Source organism: Vibrio sp. Y58_MX_L22, from assembly GCF_024181865.1.
GTDB classification, from domain to species: domain Bacteria; phylum Pseudomonadota; class Gammaproteobacteria; order Enterobacterales; family Vibrionaceae; genus Vibrio; species Vibrio alginolyticus.
The window spans coordinates 313194-330700 of record NZ_JAMZAN010000003.1 but is presented as its reverse complement, the minus strand read 5'-3'; the positions used below and the strand labels follow the sequence as shown (position 1 = coordinate 330700).

Sequence of the window (17507 nt, the reverse complement as noted above, 5' to 3'; positions counted from 1 at the left end):
CTTATTTAATCAAGATCGTAGATGGTATAGCCTTTGTTCTGGAGACATTTACGCAATACGAGAGATTGGGTTTTGGTTGAATCATTTGTTCCACTCAAAGCACCAGCTCCAGCTCCTACAGCTCCGCCGGCAGCAGCACCGACAGCCGCTCCACCTAATCCGTCTTCTAGCGCACCAGCAGCTGCGCCGATCAATGCGCCTGTAACCGCCCCATTAGTGGCTTCAGATTTCGCTGCCTCTGATTTGTCGACATTTTCTGCATAGCCTTGGCAGTAAAGAAAGTCTTGTTCATATGTACTAGGGTCAACATTGGTCATGTCGACGACAGGTTTTTGGTTGTAGGCGCAAGCTGTAAGCGTAGAAGTAAGCGCCATAATCAGGATAAAAGATTTATACATGAGTACTATCCATTTAGTGTGTGAATCTTATGGATTAAATGTACACTGTTTTATTGTTGGGCTCTGTCGCTTGAGTGTATTGAAGTGTCGTCTTCTGTAAATGGGGTAGGATGGTTAAGTTAACTGTCTGATTTTTTGAGGCTAAGTGTGAAGCAAGCTCCTCCAAGTGGGCTATGGCAAATCGAAACTTCTCCACGTTGAAGCTCCATTATCTGTCTGACAATCGCCAAACCGAGCCCAAACCCGCTCGTCTTTTTGTTGCGAGATTCATCCGCGCTGTAAAATGGTTCGAATAGATGAGGCCAATGCTTTTCTTCAATACCTATGCCATCATCATGAACATTGATGAAGCAGCGGTGCTGATCGTGTTTTATCTCTACTAAAATCTGCTTATCCGCGTACCGCATTGCATTGCGCAGCAAGTTATCTAAGGCTCGCTTTAACAATTTTGGGTCAGCAAACGCGAGAACGTTTTCTGAGTTTACTTCTTGAAGCGAGATAGCGAGCGTAGTCTCTTTTTGCCATCTCTGTCGTAATTCTTTGACTAAGTTGAATAGGACGACTTCTTCTTGAGTTTGTAATGCTGTGTCAGGACGCTCCATCTTTGCGTAGTAAAGCAATTCTTCAACCATTTCTTCCATCTCGTCAATGTCTTCGACGATACTGTAAACATACTTTTTCTGTTGTTCAGTTAAGGTTGAATCCGATAACAAATCTGCTTGCCATTGTAAGCGGAAGATTGGGGTACGCAATTCATGTGCAACGGCGTTAGTTAGCATTTTATTGCTAGTGATCAAGCGAGATACTTTATCGGCCATCGTGTTAAAGCTTTTGTTTAACGTCCCAACAGACTTAGCGCTTGAGGTACTAGCTCGAGCCTTGAAGTTACCTGAGGCAAACTCAACGGTCACTCTCTCTAGCTCTCGAATCCGACGGCTTAAGAACCAGATCAACAATATGCAATACAGAGCAAATCCAGCTAAAAAGAACAACCAAACGATATTGTCATCAAAGTTGGCTGCTTTAACCACAGGACTATTCGGATTATCGCTCATTTTAAAGATAGGCGTGCTCGCATCTAGGCGGAACCAGATATCCCTTTCTTCATCGTAAGCGACGTTAACGGAGGTATCACTTTCAAACGCCTTTTTGATGTCTGTTGGAAGCTCTTCAAGCGTATGAGGCACCAACAAACGATGGCTTGATGTGGCAAATTGTTCCAACTGTTGTTGAGTATATTCTAATCCGTGTTCTTTATAGATAGGGTAGATCAGATCGTGAAAAGCTTGACCCTCATGCTCTTGTAATAGGTAGTCATAATCTGTGTTGATCTCATAAACTAAGAACTCGTATCCCCACAAGCTAGCCATAAACAGAATGATAAGGCCAACAAAGCTTTCCAGATAAATTCGTCTCATTATTCATTCCATGCATCAGGCATAAATAGGTAGCCTTTGCCGCGAACGGTAATGATTTTTTGTGGTGAGCAAGAAGCATCGCCTAGCTTCTTTCTCAGTGTCACTATGCGATTATCAATGGTGCGGTCTGTTCCATCGTATTCAATACCACGCAGTGTTTTGGTCAGCCACTCACGTGATAGTGTTTTTTCAGCATGCGTTGCAAGAACCCACAACAAATCGAACTCGCCGTCTGTCAGCGCAATTTCTTCTTGGTTCATTACGCACGATTTACGCAATCGGTTTAAACACAGAACACCAATTTGTAGGCCGTTTTCGGACTCGGTAGGCGCCGCCTCTTTTCTTCTTAATAGCATGCGAATACGAGCCAGCAATACGCGAGGTTTGATGGGTTTAGTAACAAAGTCATCTGCGCCTATTTCTAATGCGGCGACATGATCGAAGTCATCATCACTTGCTGTCAGCATCAACACTTTGCCTTTGTAGCATTCTCGGATTTGACGACATACACTCAGACCATCTTGCCCGGGTAGCATCAAATCTAACAGCACCACGTCTGGTTGTGTGTCAATAATCGCATTGGGTGCGTCCGTCCCATTGTCGATACATTTGACCTGAAAACCTTGTTCAACAAAATACTCACCCAACATAGTTTGTAATTTGGGATCGTCTTCCACAATGATTAGAGATGGTTTGATTTGTTGTGCGTTCATTTAAGTGATGTATACAATATTTAATATCAATGGAACTTAAACAAATTTACGAATTATTTCAAATAAAGCTTTCTCAGAATAAGGTTATCGGATGAGTTAATTGGATAAAATTGCCAATTAATGATTTAAATCTAATCACCAATCACATTTCGGGAGATGTAAAAAGGCGCAACGTTTGCGCCTAGATATGGAATCTTAAAGCGAAATTACCGCTTATTCGGTGGTACACACGACGCTGTTGTCGCTGCCAAAAACATTTGGAACGTAAGCATCAGCTTGTGGGTCATTTTCCCACTTCGCATCATCGAGCAAGTAACGGAACTGAACATTCTGCGCTTTAGGTAAGCGGGTTTTAAATTTAAACTGACGACTTTTCTTCACTAATTTCATCGGTTCTGGCTGCCAGTTGTTGAAGTCTCCAGCAATTTGGACAGAGTCCCACTGATCTTTATCTAGCTCGAACGTGACTTCGACTTCATCTTTTGTCTTAAAGAATCTTTTTTTAAGCATTGATCTTTCCTTGTTCGTACAAAAACCGTTCTAACTATTACTCGTGTTTCATAATGATTTCAAGTTTTATCGAATTGTTGCTGGTATCTGATGAGGGGAGTATCCGAACGGTGAATAGCTCGTTGTGCTGGTTTCGTGTACTGAGGGATCGTTAGAGAGAAAATTCACTAGTCTAAAATGGTCAAAGAACAGAGTTTGTTAGCGAGCCGAGAGTCCGTATCTTGAAGTCAAACCGTTATCATGTATTATCTTAAATCACCATTTTCCTTGATGTAGCTATGTTGAAGTTTAACCGTACATTGTTAACTGCGATAGTTTGCTTAGTTGCTATGCTTTTGAGTAGTGTCGCTCCTGTGGCGCAGGCTTCCGCTCCGATGAAAACAATTGAAGTACGCGATCTTATTGTTCAACAGGCTGCTCTGCACAAACAACTTGGCGTCAATGACGACTGCGTAGAATCACATCACGATGAGTCAGCCATCAATAAGGCACAACAATCTCACACGAGTTGTAGCTCTTCCTGCATGGTCAAAATTCCCGCCAACTTATCTCAAAACGACTTACTGCTTCTTCCTTATAGCCTTGCCTTGATTGATAGGCCTCTAGTCGAAAAAGTAGTGACAGTGATCACCAAGCTTTATCGCCCTCCGATTGTTTAATTCCTCATCTCAAATTACTTGGGGTTTCCCCCTTTTTACCAAATGAAATGATTTGGCATTTGAATGCCACAAGGAAATAAACAATGAAAAAACTACTTGCCTTATGTAGTGCACTTTTACTGACTTTTACTGCTCATGCAGCGCAATTTGAAGAAGGGAAGCACTACAAAGTTCTGGATGTTAAGAAAGCATCGAAACCTGTTGTGACGGAATTCTTTTCTTTTTATTGCCCACATTGCTACAAGTTTGAGTCGCTTATTGAGCGTTTAAAACCTGCTCTGCCAAAAGAGGCAAAGTTTGAAAAGGTGCATGTGGGGTTCATGGGCGGAGATATGGCGATTCCGATGGCCAAGTCCTACGCGACGATGGTGTCGCTTGGGGTTGAAGATACAATGATTCCTGCCATGTTTGCCCAAATTCATCAAAAGCGACAAGCGCCAAAAGACGAAGCTGAGCTGAAACAACTCTTCGTTGATAATGGCGTAGAAGGTAAGAAGTTTGATGCGGCGTACAACAGTTTCGCCGTAAACTCAATGCAGAAAGGTTTTGATAAGCAATTCTCTGCCAGCACGTTAAGAGGGGTTCCGGGTGTGGTTGTGAACAATAAATACATTGTTTTGGCCAACGAAATTCGTACTTACGACGAGTACAATCAATTAGTTAATTACTTATTGACGCTGTAACTGTAAATAGCATTGAAGCTTAAAAATGGCGACGGTAGAGTCGCCATTTTTTATGCTTATCACTTTCGTATTATCTAAGAACGCTTGTACATGCTTGAGTCGGAACACTAGTCATAAATATGGCATGCGGATAAAACAAGCTAGCAGCAGTGATTGCAACATTACATGGCTGAGCAATCGTGGTTTTAATCACATTGGTAAGCACGGCACCTGTATTATTTACTGTTTGAGCGGCGGCTTGTTGTGCCTGGTAAGACACGCAACCTGTCGTTGCATTGATCATCGCAGTGCTAAACAAAAGTTTGCGAAAAAACATATTCATATCCTTTGTGAATGCTTTGAATTACTTATATGTGGATTGATTCATAAATGAAACAAAACAGTGTTCAAAATATGTGTGCATTCACGAAATGAACATTGTTTTATAAAAAGACGTTTTTTTGTGATCTTAGTACTGGACAGACCAGGTTATGAAACTAAAGCTAATCCGTGCATTACGATTACGCCGAAGGTCAGTTTGCTCCTCATTCCTTGATATCCCTTGGGCTCGGCGTCTTGTTCGACTTTCCTCACGAGCTTTTCTGCATACCAAACAGCAAGATACCCAATTGCTAAGAGTAGGGTAGCGACCGCGTAATGTTTGTGGCCCTGCAGTAATGCACCCCAAGCCAGTAAGACAAAAAGGTTGCTGAGAATTAATACATTTCGGCTAAGGCGGTGGTAGTAATGCTCAATGCCATTACCCCAAAGGATGCCGGATAAAAAACTTAATATAACGGCGCTATATGCGATGAAAAATTGCTGACCACTTAAATTGAAGAGTGAGATGTCAGTGAAAATCAGCCCTAAACTAAACACAAATGGAACCAGGCCTAAGTAACCGAGTTGGAGCATGGTTGAGCGTGTTGTCATGGTCGTCACCTTATAATTGTTGCTCTATCATATTGGTAAGCGTAGTACTTGTCGGTGATGTGGAGCTTGGAAAAGTAGCAATAACTTTACCTTCAGAGCTAATTAGAAACTTGTAGAAGTTCCATTTTGGTTTTATGCCTGCTTGGTTAGTAATCTGGTTGAAGACTGGGTTCGCATCTACACCTAATACTGAAGAGCGAGACATCATTGGAAAGGTTACCCCGTAATCGAGATAACAGACTTTCGCAGTGTTCGTTTCGCTTCCTCTATCTTGTCGAAAGTCATTGCTCGGGAAACCGATAACGGTGAAGTTTTGGTTTTTGTAAGTTTGATAGAGGGTTTCTAACTGTTCGAACTGAGGAGTGAAGCCGCACTGGCTTGCTGTATTGACGACTAGTAGTGTCTTTCCCTTAAAGCTTTCGCATAGATCGACTTCTTCCGTTGAGTTTAACAACCTTTGCTTACCTTGAAGAATATCAGGGCACTCAGATGCAAGAGCAAGCGAATTCATGGAGAGAAAGCTAACGAGAGCGGCGAGTTTCAGCAATCCTTTCATGGTGTTGTTCCCCTTGTTTTCAATAAGTATAACTACTCAAGTGCAAAGAGGATCGATCAAAAAAGCCGCACAAATGCGCGGCTTTTTCAAGAGCTGAGATCTGACTATGCCAGTTTCAACTCGAACTGGTTCAGGTACATTACCATGTCTTCAATCGTCAGTACCGGCATGTTGTGCAGGCGACCGAATGCTACGATCTCCGGTGCCTTTGCCATCGTGCCATCTGGATTGGTCACTTCACACAGTACGCCAGCGGGTTGAAGCCCTGCCATTTGCATCAGATCAATCGTACCTTCTGTGTGACCACGGCGAGTCATTACACCACCTGGACGTGCGCGCAGAGGGAATACGTGACCCGGGCGAGCAAGATCTTCCGGTTTTGCGTGCGGGTTTGCCGCCGTTTTAATGGTCGTTACGCGGTCTGCTGCTGAAACACCCGTTGTTACACCAACTTTCGCTTCAATAGAAACCGTAAATGCGGTTTGGTTTGCGCTGTTGTTGTTTACCACCATTGGAGGCAGTTCCAGTTTGTCTGCTTGAGCATCTGTTAAGCACAAACAAACGATGCCGCTACATTCGCGGATCATCAATGCCATTTGCTCGTTAGTGAGGTGCTCGACTGAATAAATGATATCGCCTTCGTTTTCGCGATCTTCATCATCAAGAAGCAGTACGCCACGGCCTTCTTTTAAAGCGATAAGTGCGTTTTCAACGCGAGTAATTGGGTCGCCGAATTCGGCAAGTAGTGATGACTGATTCATGGTTAACTCCTAAATTTCACCAGAATCAGGGCGGTATGAGAGATCGCCGTAAAATACGATCAAAAAGAAGTGCACCAGCATTCTTAGCGATCTGACTCGCTATGCTGGTGTATTCTTATTCTCTTTCATCCGGACTATAACCGTCGGCTCTGGCATCTCACCAGATCTGCTGACCTCGACGAATCGAGCGCTCGCGGGCTCACTTGAAAAAGTATACCGCCGGTGGGGAATTTCGCCCCGCCCTGAGAACAATTAAAAATGTACCACTTCATCCAAGTTGTGAAGAAGTGGAGCTAGGATAGTACTGCGAACTGAATAGCTTGGAAAGTCGATTCCATCTGTATGATGGAAAAGTGTGCTATCGACGGAAATAATCTGTGCGAATAAAGTGATCAATCTGCTGCGGCACGAAGGTGTTGTAAATCAGGCTCGTATGCGTTTGCTTCACTTCGATATGATCTTGCATACCGTCCAGTCTTGTCTCTTCTACGGTAACGGTACCGTCCGACATGGTGTTGTCATTACGGATCAACAATGGGCGAGCGCCAATCGGCATCGTTCCTGCGATACTGCCGAGTTTTTGAGGGAAATCCCAAGCGTCATCATGTTTGTTTAATCCGTGGTGTGGCGAATTGCCTAAAATTGCACCCAATCCGAGATCTTGAATTCGACCTACAATGGACGCGCCTTTCAGAGGCGAACCGATAGCGACAACATGAGAGATTAAGTTAGTGCTCGGTTTTCTGTTGGCGAGATAGCGCTTAATCATCAAGCCTCCCAAGCTGTGTCCCACGAGCACGTTTGTGGTCAGTGGATTAAGCGAATGATCAATAGAATCAAACAGTGAAGACTCATCGATAGCAACGGTGTTATAGCTGAGTACTTGCGTTTCGTATCCGAGTTTTCTCAGCTTTTGGCTAAGAGGCTGCATGACCAGCCCATGCATATAAAGACCATGTAAGATGATGATTTTCATAATACCTCCTAGATTTATGACGTCGTAGATATCCTACTCTAATTGACAAGAAACTACTTGTGCTTTGTGGTGCATATTTACGTTTTGCTGCAAAGTTTGACTGCTGTAGCAAGCGACTCAGCCCAGTAAATCCTGTACTTGTTGTTGCAATTGATGACGATTTAAAGACGCAGGACTTAACACTTCACCGATAACAACATCCACTTTTGACCAAAAACGAGTCGGTCGTTTTGTGAGAGCATGTCCGCCTTTGTGGCTGAAAAAAGAACCCCAAAGCCCTTTTAACGCCATAGGGATGACAGGAACAGGGTTACGTTCAAGGATTTTCTCTACACCAGGGCGAAACTCACCCAATTGACCGTCAGACGTTAAACGACCCTCAGGGAAGATACAGACAACCTCACCGTCGTTAAGTGCTTGTTCAATCTGTTCAAATGCTCGTCGGTAAGTGTCGGCACACTTACGTGGAGAACAGATCGGGATAACACCGGCATGACGGAATACATATTTAAGAACAGGTAGCTCGCTGATGGATTTGTCCATCACAAAACGAACCGGGCGAGTAGAGGTTCCCATCAAAATCAATGCATCGACATAGCTAACATGGTTAGCCACGATTAACGCAGCACCTTGTTCAGGAATATGTTGGCGCCCCTTTACGGACACACGATACATACAATGGCTGAGTAAATAACTGATAAAGCGTTGTGTGAATTCCGGTACTTGACGATAGACATAGATTGCCACGAAGAAGTTACCTATTGCCATCATGACAAACAGTTCCACAATAGAAAGCTCTAGTACGCTGAGTACAACGATCGAAACCAAAGCAGACACCACCATAAACAACGCATTCATGATGTTGTTAGCAGCAATGGCACGTGCACACTCCCCTTTGTTTGAACGCGATTGGATGAACGCATAAAGAGGAACAATAAAGACACCGCCGCTTACACCAACAAGGAACAGGTCAATCATGACGCGCAGATGTTTGGATTCAGCAACGAAGCTTTGAACATCATAAAAGTGCACCGGAAGTGATGGATAACTTGGGACTGCCCATAGCAAGTCGACGCCAAAGACTGTCAGACCAAGGATACCGAATGGCAAAATACCAAGCTCAACGTGGTTGAAAGAGAGCTTTTCACACAACCAAGAGCCTGTCGCGATACCAATGGAAAACAATGCCAACAGTAAAGAAACGACAGTGCTATCTGCGAACAAATGTTCGCGTGCGAAGTTAGGGAATTGAGTTAGGTAAGTCGCACCCATGAACCAGAACCAACTGATGGCAAGAATAGACATCCAGATGCCTCTCTGCTTTTTTGCCACTTTTAACGTGTTCTTTAAACCAGAAATCGGTTCAAATTTCGCTTTGTCATTTGATTGGCTAGGCATCGCTGGAATATTCACGCTGCTCATGAACCCAAGCAAAGACAAGGCAATCACGGTACAAGAAGCAATCAAGGTACCATTAGGAATGGCTAGCAGCAGGCCTGCGCTAAGCGTACCTATAAGAATCGAAAGAAACGTGCCCATTTCAACCCAAGCATTTCCTTTAACAAGCTCATTTGGTTTGAGCGCTTGTGGTAGCAAGGCGTATTTCACGGGACCAAAATAGGCCGATTGAGTGCCTGTCATAAACAGCAGAACCAGCATCAGCATGGCACTTTGGGTGGCAATAGCGGTTGCTGCGCAAGACATGATAGCTAGTTCGATGAGCTTTAGACGTCGGATTAATTTGGCTTTGTCCATGCTGTCAGCGACGGCACCAGCATGCGCTGAGAATAGAAAGAAAGGTAGGATGAATAAGCCTGCCGCCAAATTAACGAATAGATTGACAGATATTGGTAGGTTATCAATTTGGCTGTATGTCACCATCAATAACAGAACGTTTTTGTAGATGTTGTCATTGAGTGCGCCAAGGCATTGCGTCACAAAGTAAGGAAAAAAGCGTTTTGAGAAAAACATACGGGCCCCGATTAAACAAAGTCGAATGAGATGGGAGCACTTTATGCTCAATGAACGATTAAACCAGCTTTCTCTTTCAAGTGACGTTGTACGCCACCAAAAGTAACGAAATTCGTTACTTTTATTTCCATTTATTTATTGAGTTACTAATTGCGAGACTTGTTGGGGAGTTTTCTTTCCCATGGTTCAAACAGAGGGAACGTCCAACGACGCATCGCAATAATCAGAGAGGTGCCGTGTTTTTCGTCCATATCGAGAGAGCTATCATTTTGGCAAGCCTGATAAAACTCATCGATGACCTTTTGCAGTTTCTGTTGTAGCTTCCTGTTGGTTGGTACACTCATCAATCCTGTTGCCATGGACAACTTTTCATCTTCACCAGAAAAGTAGCTTTGGAAAAAGGCGTCTTGAACTTGCTGTTGGAAGAACCGTTGAATAGGGCCGCCCATCTGCCACTTAAATGTCGGAGATATACGCAAACGAATTTTGTTATTTGGCTGCAAGTCGATGATGTTCAGCCGATCCAAATGAGCAAGCTTTTGCACCAGTTCAAACTCATTGAAGGTGTATTGCTGAACGATTTGCTCAAACTGATAGCCATTTACAACACAGATTGCCACGAGTAGCAGGGCTTTATCATCAACCAACTGCTTTTCTTGCTCTAACGTTAGCGACTCTAGACCTTTATTGTGCGCAGCCGCGATCTTAAACAGTTCCGCCATTTCTAAACCAATCAATTGGCAAATGCGTTCTAAGCGTTCAAGACTAATGTGTTGACCTTCAGCGAGTAAACGTTTGACGCTTCCTTCACTTAAATCAAGGTGTTGTGCAACATCGGCATAATGCAGCCCAGCTAACTTTAGTTGGCGTTTAAGCTCTTTAATTAACGTATAGCTCTCTGACATTTACGCTGTTACCTCGTCGTGTAACTGCTCTAGGTACGTTTGCATAAAGGTTTTGCGTTTTTGCGCTTCGCGTCTTGCTGACTCTGTGTTCATGGTTTCAGCGATTTTGAATAACTTGGTTTGAAAGTGATCCAGAGTGAATTGTTTATCGTTAAGTTCACGTTCTTCGGCAAATATATCGCTGTCGTTGTAAAGTTGCGCGTTAAATTGAGTGCTGACTTGAATGCATCGCGTCACGCCAATTGCGCCTAAAGCGTCCAGACGGTCGGCATCTTGGACGATTTTAGCTTCCAACGTATTTGGCCTGATGTTTGCGCTAAAGCTGTGTGCCTCTATCGCATGAGCAATGGCATCATGATATTGCTGCGGATAATCGATACTCTCTAAAAATGCGACCGCTTTTTTGGCTGCGATGATTGAGCTCTCTTTGCGATTTGGGTGATCTTTCGGGTAAGTAAAGCAATCATGCAAATAGGCAGCCGGTAATACAATCGCGATGTCTGCATTTTCTTCTTTGCAGAGCTGTTTCGCTGTTTTGACCACGCGTTTTACGTGTTTAAGATCATGAGCTGCATCTACTTGCATCTCTTGCTGCATAAATTCCAAAAATTGCGGTTCTATCTGGCTTAATGACGTCATGGTTCATATCTACAACTGAAATGAAGTCAGAAGTATGCCCAACGCTTAGAATAATTTCCAAGTGCGATGGTGTAATTGAGATTCAGCCACCAGAACCTTGTGCAACGTTTGGTACTGAGCCGTTTTATATGGCCTTTCAATGTGTTCAGTGGTTTATGAGACAAGAATAGACAGAGCGAGCAGTGATGTTTACCAGTAGAAAAAAGGCCTGACGATGTCGTCAGGCCTTTTTCGTTTCGCCGATCTTTTTAGCGTTTGAACGTTACTTGCTCTGCTTGTTCAAGATGAATATGAGTTGTCGCAGGCTGTGTTTCTGCAATCACTTTACCGTGACGAACAGAGTAACGAACCGGCACTTGGCGACGTACTGCGTCAAAACCATTTTCTGCGGGAAGAATCAGTAAACTACCAGGTTTGCCTTCTTCTATGCCGTGCTTATCTTGAATGTTCAGTGTACGTGCTGAATTGGTGCTGATCAGATCCAGTGAGTTGTTGATTTGGTCGTAACCCATCACCTGACACACGTGCAGACCCATATGCAGTACTTGCAGCATGTTTGCAGTGCCTAGTGGGTACCAAGGGTCAAATACATCATCGTGTCCAAAGCAGACGTTGATGTTGGCATTCAGCATCTCTTTCACTCGTGTTACGCCGCGACGTTTTGGGTAATCATCAAAACGTCCTTGTAAGTGAATGTTCACCAATGGATTTGCCACGAAGTTGATACCGGACATGCGTAATAAACGGAACAGGCGAGATGCGTATGCACCGTTGTAGGAACCCATCGCTGTGGTGTGACTGGCCGTGACTTTATTCCCCATATCAAACTTGTGCGCTAATGCTGCCAGTGTTTCAACGAACCGAGATTGTTCGTCATCGATTTCATCACAATGCACGTCGATCAGGCGGTCGTATTTTTTCGCTAACTCGAATACGTAGTGCAGCGATTCAATGCCATATTCGCGTGTGAATTCAAAGTGTGGAATCGCGCCAATCACGTCCGCACCTAATTTGACGGCTTCTTCTAGCAGCTCTTTGCCATTTGGGTAAGAGAGAATTCCTTCCTGCGGGAAGGCGACGATTTGGATATCTACCCATTCTTTCATCTCTTCACGCACTTCTACCATCGCTTTTAGGGCAATTAGGGTAGGGTCTGAAACATCGACGTGGGTACGAACGTGTTGTACGCCGTTTGCTATCTGCCATTTTAAGGTTTGTTTTGCGCGCGCTTTCACGTCTTCAATCGACAGCATTTCTTTGCGCTCAGCCCAACGTTCAATACCCTCAAACAATGTGCCAGAGATGTTCCAGCTTGGCTCACCTGCGGTTTGAGTTGTATCTAAGTGAATGTGTGGCTCGCAGAAAGGCGCAACCGCCATACCGCCTTCAGCATCGATGATGTCACCGTTATGACTAAGCTCCACATCGTTGCTTTCAATGCGCTTGAATTGACCATCTTCAATCAAAATTTGCTGCAGACCTTTTTGTCCTTTTAGCGTTACGTTTTTGATCAGTAGTGTTGTCATGATGGTTCCTTACGCTGGCTGTGTAGCCAGTGCTTTTTTGTTGAGAACAGGATTAAGAATCAGGAAGCTAATTGCGCCGCCAAGTACAGCGTTAATCGGCACTACGCCAGGCAGGAAGTGTCCCGCACCAACGCCAATCACGACAGCGATAATGCCAGCCCAGTTAACGTTTTGGAATTGGGCGGCTTCAAAGTTTGCGTAGCGTTTACGGTTCGTGAAGAAGTCAGCGATGATCACACCGCCAATCGGTGGAATTGCCAAAGATAAGAAGGTCAGCCAGCCAACAAAGTTATTGTAGAGCCAGAGAGCGCAAAGTGTGCCAACAAGACCGTTCGCCATTGAGATGTATTTACTTGGTAAGCCTGTGATGTTGGAAAATCCAAGACCCGATGCGTAGAGCGCGTTGTCGTTGGTCGTCCAGATGTTCAAGCCAAGAACGATGATAGCTGGAATAAGAAGACCTTGCGCGATCATCACTTCAGAGATGTCTGATTGACCCGTCACCGACGCACCTGCCGCGCCAAAGATAAACATTAACGAGTTACCGATGAAAAATGCCACCATGGTGATCATCACGGCGCTGCGCGGCTTTTTACCAAAGCGTACGAAATCCGCCGTTAATGTACCAGCACTGACAAAAGAGCCGACAACCATCGCGAGAGCTATTGAAAAATCGAGTGGCTCGGTTGGTTGAACCTGTTGTAGTTCGCTTATACCGCCAACACTATTTACTGCCTCGATGACAGAGTAGCCGCCAAGTAGCGCAATGGCAGGAACGGCAATTGCTGACAACACCATCAGTGCGGAGATGCCAAAGTAAACGGTCGCGGTCATGAGCAAACCGGAGACGAGGATCAAAGTATTGGTATCGATGCCCGTTGCTTTGTGCACCGGAATCGCAAACATCGCGACACCAACTCCAAACCACCCAACTTGAGTACCGCCAAGAAGAGCAGAAGGAAGCCAAGAGCCTTTAGAACCAAAAGAGAAACGAGCAAGAAGGTGAGTAGAGAGACCAGTAGAAGCGCCGATGTAACCGAGGAAAGAAGTGTAAATACCGAGGATTAGGTTACCGATGAGAACAGCGAGGAAAAAATCATTAAAGGAGAGCCCAGTACCGAGAGAACCCCCAGTCCACATACTTGCGGAGAAAAAAGTGAGTCCTAACATCACCATTGTAAGTGACGCCACGCCTTTTCTGGCCGTGTTAGGAACTGGTCCAAGACTGTAGTTATTGTCTCCAGCCATTATTACCTCAGCACATTGAAATATTAAATTATAGCACCTGATTTTCAGGCAAACGGCGCGTATTATCGTGATGTAAATTTAATAGTCAATGATAAAATTGCAATTTAAACGTTTGCTTTGTTTTTGATGTGTATTTTTTCTTTTAATAACAATGGTTTGATTTTTAAATTCTAAAGGTGGAAATTTTGATTTTACGTATTTTCTATGATTTATAGACAGGTTTTCTATGTGAAATGAATGTTTTGAATTGCTATTTGTTTTTATGGATTAAATTTATCTATAACTCTGGATTGTTCAGTCGATTTCTATGAAAAGAAAACGATTTCATGATGAGGTTTTTGGTTTGGACGTTATTTGTTCTTTTCTTGGGTGTGTTTTCTTGGTTTTATTTTATGTAGGTGATTTATTTTTGTTGAAGCTGGCATTTCTAATGGTTTAGTGGGCGAATATTTGAATTTTATAAACAGTAAACAATCTGTTGTGGGTAAGAAAAGTACAACCGAGCTCGGTCAGAGGATAAGAGGGCAATAGCCACATAAAAAAATAGCCAACCGCAAAGAGTGCGATTGGCTTATATACATGTGAACAAAATCAAGTTCACTAACAACGTCAGTTGGCTAGGTGACCCTCGGCTTAAGAAGGGTCGATTTATATAATGCAGTTACTGTGCCAACTTTAATATGCCCTAAAATACGTAGTTTCTGTGACATGCGTTGCTTAAAGTTTGAGTGTGTTTGCAATTTGCAACTGCGTTATGCAATTTGACTCTATTATGCTAATGATTGATTAATAAACAATGAACCTTTTAAAGCATGACTAAACTCGCCGTTCCTAAAAAGGCGAAAAAACCAACTACATCTGTCACTGTTGTTAGAATCACCGAGCCAGCCAAAGCGGGGTCCAATTTAAACTTATCCAGAATGATGGGAATCAGCACACCAAATAAAGCTGCGGTAATAATATTGACGATAATGGCCAGCGCGATGGTCCCACCTAGAACCGGAGATTGAAACCACAATCCGGCGAGCCCGCCGATGATTAACGCCCAAGCAATGCCGTTCAGAGAGCCAATACCCAACTCATTTTTCAATAGCTTGAAACGGTTACCTGGGGTGATCTGATTAAGCGCCATCGCACGAATCATTAGAGTGAGCGTTTGGCTGCCAGCAATGCCCCCCATGGATGCAACAATTGGCATGAGCACCGCCAAAGCCACCACCTGCGCAATTACATCTTCAAATAGTCCGATAGTGACAGACGCCAAAATCGCAGTAAGCAAATTGATGCCTAACCAAACACCGCGCTTTTGCGAGCTTTTTAATACTGGCGCAAACAAGTCATCGCCTTCATCCATACCTGTACCGGCCATCAAACGTGCTTCGTAGATTTCACGCTGTGTACTCAATGCAAACTGCCAATCGACTTCACCGATCAGTGTTTGGTCTGCATCAGTTACAGGGAGAGCGGGCAGTGTGCTGTGTTCTAATGCCTCTACCGCTTCAGGAAGCATCATTTTACTGTCTAGAACCGTCACAGCCTCAATAACGAGTGTTTTTAAGCGAGTATCGGGGTCACCACGTAAGATATCGAAGTAGTTGACCGTTCCACGATACTGTTTATTACGATTAATCAGATACACCTGTTGAGGCGTGTCGTAGCTATAGCGCTCCATTAACTGCTTAGCTGTCCCAATCGTAATGTTGAAGGGCAGGGTGATGATCTTACGTTCAGCCCAGTGGCCGAGTTCTTCATCAGCATACTCGTTTGCTTGATCGTAAAGTTCCAACTCATCTTTTTCTATCAACGAGAGCGCTTCGTTGATGATCGACTCTGGCAACGAATCGGCCCATTCGATGAGCGACAAGTTGTCGAGTTTAGCGAGAGTGAGCTTTAGCTCGACTTCAGATAACGCGTTGATGATAGAGAAACGTACGTCCGCACGCATTTCCGTTAACACGTCGATATGTAGCTCTAGTGGTAAAGCTCGCCATAAGCGAACACGATCGTCGATTGGAAATGCTTCTAGAATCAGGGCAACCGCGCCGGGCTCGAGGCCCGCTTCAATAGATTCATTGAGCGTTGCGACTTGATCCGCTTCTTCGGCTTGGCCAATTTGCTGGATTAGAGTGGAGAGATCTTGAAACTTGCTCACCGAGTACCCCGATAGTTAATTCGTTTTATGGAAGTATGGCATGTTATTGAGATGCACAACTATGCATCTTAACCTTGCTCAAGGTACTTGAAAGTAACAGAAAAACAATAGGCTATTCGCTGTTGATGGTGAGATATGGCAGTACCAATTGGCGAATGTTCACTTTTGCGCCAATACGGGCTGCCAGCAAGTACATTCCGCCGATTTTTCTGTGCAAAAATAGGGCATCTGCTGGTGGAGTATGCCAGTATTCTTGTTCCATGCTCAAAATAGTGCCAGCTTCGCGAAGCTTTTGTGCTAAGCCGCTGGCTTTAAAGTCATAAGGCTCATCAACTAAAATCGGTTCACATGCCATTTTCACTAGATCGAGAATCGCTTGGCGCTGGTCTGGAAGGATGGTTTGGCTGAAGAAGCCTATTTGTTCAAGCGCATCATTTAAGCCTTGTTCGTCATTATTCACGACAGACGCAAAAGCTTGGCGATAGCCGGTACTGAACCGTTCGCTGTACTCGCGAGTGGCCCCGAAATCTAGCAAGCCGATTTGACGAGTGTTTTCGATATATAAGTAGTTGGCGAAATTTGGGTCGGTTTGCACCATCTTAAATTCGAACAGCTCTCGAAACAGTAATTCGAGTAGGCTGTGCATGACAAAATCCCGTGTACTCTGATCATAATGTTCGATTTGCTCAACCGGGCTGCCATCAATGAATTCCATCGCGAGAACGGAGTCTGAGCAACTTTCAGTATGAATCTTGGGCACCACAAAATGAGGGTGCTCCTTCAAAGCGTCATGATAACGAATGGCAAATTGTGCCTCTCGTGCGTAATCGGCCTCGTCATGTAGCTGCTTTTTCGCTTCTTCGAGTAATCCTTTGTAGTCGACAGACTCGGGAATCAACCCAACGACCTTGAGCAGTGTACCGACATTATCGACGTCGCTATCGATACTTTTCCGTATGCCCGGATATTGCACTTTGACGGCTAGGTTATCGCCCGCATCGCTGTAAGCTTGGTGCACTTGTCCTATTGATGCACTGGCGATTGGTTTGAAGTTAAATGACAGAAACTCAGCTTTCCAATTCGTTCCCAGCGAACTTTCCATTACTGCGTTGAGTTGTTTTGCAGGCATTGGGTCTGCGTTGGAACGAAGACGGGAAAGAATATCGGCAAGTTCAGGTTCTAAAACATCACCAGCATCCATTGAGAGCATTTGTCCAAGCTTCATTGCAGCGCCACGTAGGTGAGCAAGTTGGTCGGTTAAACGCGCGATGTTCTGTGGCGTCAGCAAGAGGTCTTTCGCTTTTGGTTTGTTGCCTTTGGCTATCTGCTTCGTGCCTTCTGCAATCACATTGCCTGCGACACGGGTAGCAAGTGAAGCGAACTTGCTGAATCTTGAGATGCGATGGGTAGGTAGGCTTCTTTCCTTTACCGACATGAATCTTCTCCGCTATTTACTAACTAATTGTTATACGGGAAAAGG

At 44.3% G+C, this 17507-nt stretch carries 18 protein-coding genes and 1 riboswitch; of the genes, 2 read left to right on the top strand and 16 right to left on the bottom strand.

The window, feature by feature from the left end; translation table 11 throughout:
* Positions 1 to 5: 5 nt before the first annotated feature.
* The 4 genes from NL626_RS09190 to NL626_RS09175 all read right to left on the bottom strand — a co-directional run bounded on the left by NL626_RS09190 (position 6) and on the right by NL626_RS09175 (position 3039).
* Positions 6 to 398 carry a glycine zipper family protein gene (locus tag NL626_RS09190; protein ID WP_253657250.1) on the bottom strand — a complete coding sequence of 131 codons (393 nt, stop codon included), beginning with the start codon at positions 396 to 398 and terminating at the stop codon, positions 6 to 8.
* Positions 399 to 517: 119 nt separating this feature from the next.
* Entirely contained in the window at positions 518 to 1816 is a 1299-nt protein-coding gene (locus NL626_RS09185) for an ATP-binding protein (protein ID WP_005373675.1), read from the bottom strand.
* On the bottom strand, positions 1816 to 2529 hold the full coding sequence (locus tag NL626_RS09180) for a response regulator (protein WP_005373673.1): 714 nt from the start codon (positions 2527 to 2529) through the stop codon (positions 1816 to 1818). Before NL626_RS09180 ends, NL626_RS09185 begins: the two co-directional genes overlap by 1 nt.
* A gap of 213 nt (positions 2530 to 2742) precedes the next feature.
* Positions 2743 to 3039, bottom strand: coding sequence for an isoamylase early set domain-containing protein (locus tag NL626_RS09175; protein WP_017635151.1), 297 nt, complete (start codon positions 3037 to 3039; stop codon positions 2743 to 2745).
* A 278-nt stretch (positions 3040 to 3317) separates the two neighbouring features.
* Here NL626_RS09175 and NL626_RS09170 point away from each other — a divergent pair, with 278 nt between their 5' ends.
* Together NL626_RS09170 and NL626_RS09165 are read left to right on the top strand one after the other, a co-directional pair.
* Complete coding sequence (locus NL626_RS09170; protein WP_005373669.1) at positions 3318 to 3698, top strand: hypothetical protein; 381 nt, start codon at positions 3318 to 3320, stop codon at positions 3696 to 3698.
* A gap of 83 nt (positions 3699 to 3781) precedes the next feature.
* Complete coding sequence (locus NL626_RS09165) at positions 3782 to 4381, top strand: thiol:disulfide interchange protein DsbA/DsbL (protein ID WP_005373667.1); 600 nt, start codon at positions 3782 to 3784, stop codon at positions 4379 to 4381.
* 70 nt (positions 4382 to 4451) lie between these two features.
* Here the strand turns inward: NL626_RS09165 and NL626_RS09160 are convergent, their stop codons facing one another.
* The 12 genes from NL626_RS09160 to NL626_RS09105 all read right to left on the bottom strand — a co-directional run bounded on the left by NL626_RS09160 (position 4452) and on the right by NL626_RS09105 (position 17462).
* Entirely contained in the window at positions 4452 to 4697 is a 246-nt protein-coding gene (locus tag NL626_RS09160) for a hypothetical protein (protein WP_005373664.1), read from the bottom strand.
* Between the two features lie 152 nt (positions 4698 to 4849).
* Entirely contained in the window at positions 4850 to 5293 is a 444-nt protein-coding gene (locus NL626_RS09155; protein WP_017819861.1) for a DUF3429 domain-containing protein, read from the bottom strand.
* Between the two features lie 10 nt (positions 5294 to 5303).
* The gene (locus NL626_RS09150) at positions 5304 to 5849 is read right to left on the bottom strand and encodes a glutathione peroxidase (protein WP_253657249.1); all 546 of its coding nucleotides are present in this window, start codon (positions 5847 to 5849) and stop codon (positions 5304 to 5306) included.
* A 104-nt stretch (positions 5850 to 5953) separates the two neighbouring features.
* Positions 5954 to 6610: a 3,4-dihydroxy-2-butanone-4-phosphate synthase gene (gene ribB, locus NL626_RS09145; RefSeq protein ID WP_005373655.1), complete on the bottom strand. Its 657-nt coding sequence runs from the start codon at positions 6608 to 6610 to the stop codon at positions 5954 to 5956.
* Between the two features lie 113 nt (positions 6611 to 6723).
* Positions 6724 to 6864, bottom strand: a riboswitch (FMN riboswitch).
* Positions 6865 to 6968: 104 nt separating this feature from the next.
* The gene (locus NL626_RS09140; protein WP_005373653.1) at positions 6969 to 7586 is read right to left on the bottom strand and encodes a hypothetical protein; all 618 of its coding nucleotides are present in this window, start codon (positions 7584 to 7586) and stop codon (positions 6969 to 6971) included.
* A 117-nt stretch (positions 7587 to 7703) separates the two neighbouring features.
* Entirely contained in the window at positions 7704 to 9557 is a 1854-nt protein-coding gene (locus NL626_RS09135; RefSeq protein WP_253657248.1) for an MFS transporter, read from the bottom strand.
* Between the two features lie 146 nt (positions 9558 to 9703).
* A complete protein-coding gene (locus NL626_RS09130) occupies positions 9704 to 10462 on the bottom strand; it encodes a helix-turn-helix transcriptional regulator (protein ID WP_253657247.1) in 759 nt (252 codons plus the stop codon).
* The gene (locus tag NL626_RS09125; RefSeq protein ID WP_017819864.1) at positions 10463 to 11101 is read right to left on the bottom strand and encodes an HD domain-containing protein; all 639 of its coding nucleotides are present in this window, start codon (positions 11099 to 11101) and stop codon (positions 10463 to 10465) included. It lies immediately after the preceding gene.
* A gap of 248 nt (positions 11102 to 11349) precedes the next feature.
* A complete protein-coding gene (locus NL626_RS09120; protein ID WP_213966623.1) occupies positions 11350 to 12627 on the bottom strand; it encodes a cytosine deaminase in 1278 nt (425 codons plus the stop codon).
* Between the two features lie 9 nt (positions 12628 to 12636).
* The gene (gene codB / locus NL626_RS09115; protein WP_064354865.1) at positions 12637 to 13875 is read right to left on the bottom strand and encodes a cytosine permease; all 1239 of its coding nucleotides are present in this window, start codon (positions 13873 to 13875) and stop codon (positions 12637 to 12639) included.
* Between the two features lie 805 nt (positions 13876 to 14680).
* Positions 14681 to 16027 carry a magnesium transporter gene (locus tag NL626_RS09110; protein WP_005373641.1) on the bottom strand — a complete coding sequence of 449 codons (1347 nt, stop codon included), beginning with the start codon at positions 16025 to 16027 and terminating at the stop codon, positions 14681 to 14683.
* 112 nt (positions 16028 to 16139) lie between these two features.
* Positions 16140 to 17462 carry an AarF/ABC1/UbiB kinase family protein gene (locus NL626_RS09105; RefSeq protein WP_253657246.1) on the bottom strand — a complete coding sequence of 441 codons (1323 nt, stop codon included), beginning with the start codon at positions 17460 to 17462 and terminating at the stop codon, positions 16140 to 16142.
* Positions 17463 to 17507: the final 45 nt, after the last annotated feature.

Coding starts and splice junctions, on each gene's coding strand:
- NL626_RS09190 (WP_253657250.1), bottom strand. CDS start 398: ATGTATAAATCTTTTATCCTGATTATGGCGCTTACTTCTACGCTTACA.
- NL626_RS09185 (WP_005373675.1), bottom strand. CDS start 1,816: ATGAGACGAATTTATCTGGAAAGCTTTGTTGGCCTTATCATTCTGTTT.
- NL626_RS09180 (WP_005373673.1), bottom strand. CDS start 2,529: ATGAACGCACAACAAATCAAACCATCTCTAATCATTGTGGAAGACGAT.
- NL626_RS09175 (WP_017635151.1), bottom strand. CDS start 3,039: ATGCTTAAAAAAAGATTCTTTAAGACAAAAGATGAAGTCGAAGTCACG.
- NL626_RS09170 (WP_005373669.1), top strand. CDS start 3,318: ATGTTGAAGTTTAACCGTACATTGTTAACTGCGATAGTTTGCTTAGTT.
- NL626_RS09165 (WP_005373667.1), top strand. CDS start 3,782: ATGAAAAAACTACTTGCCTTATGTAGTGCACTTTTACTGACTTTTACT.
- NL626_RS09160 (WP_005373664.1), bottom strand. CDS start 4,697: ATGTTTTTTCGCAAACTTTTGTTTAGCACTGCGATGATCAATGCAACG.
- NL626_RS09155 (WP_017819861.1), bottom strand. CDS start 5,293: ATGACAACACGCTCAACCATGCTCCAACTCGGTTACTTAGGCCTGGTT.
- NL626_RS09150 (WP_253657249.1), bottom strand. CDS start 5,849: ATGAAAGGATTGCTGAAACTCGCCGCTCTCGTTAGCTTTCTCTCCATG.
- ribB (WP_005373655.1), bottom strand. CDS start 6,610: ATGAATCAGTCATCACTACTTGCCGAATTCGGCGACCCAATTACTCGC.
- NL626_RS09140 (WP_005373653.1), bottom strand. CDS start 7,586: ATGAAAATCATCATCTTACATGGTCTTTATATGCATGGGCTGGTCATG.
- NL626_RS09135 (WP_253657248.1), bottom strand. CDS start 9,557: ATGTTTTTCTCAAAACGCTTTTTTCCTTACTTTGTGACGCAATGCCTT.
- NL626_RS09130 (WP_253657247.1), bottom strand. CDS start 10,462: ATGTCAGAGAGCTATACGTTAATTAAAGAGCTTAAACGCCAACTAAAG.
- NL626_RS09125 (WP_017819864.1), bottom strand. CDS start 11,101: ATGACGTCATTAAGCCAGATAGAACCGCAATTTTTGGAATTTATGCAG.
- NL626_RS09120 (WP_213966623.1), bottom strand. CDS start 12,627: ATGACAACACTACTGATCAAAAACGTAACGCTAAAAGGACAAAAAGGT.
- codB (WP_064354865.1), bottom strand. CDS start 13,875: ATGGCTGGAGACAATAACTACAGTCTTGGACCAGTTCCTAACACGGCC.
- NL626_RS09105 (WP_253657246.1), bottom strand. CDS start 17,462: ATGTCGGTAAAGGAAAGAAGCCTACCTACCCATCGCATCTCAAGATTC.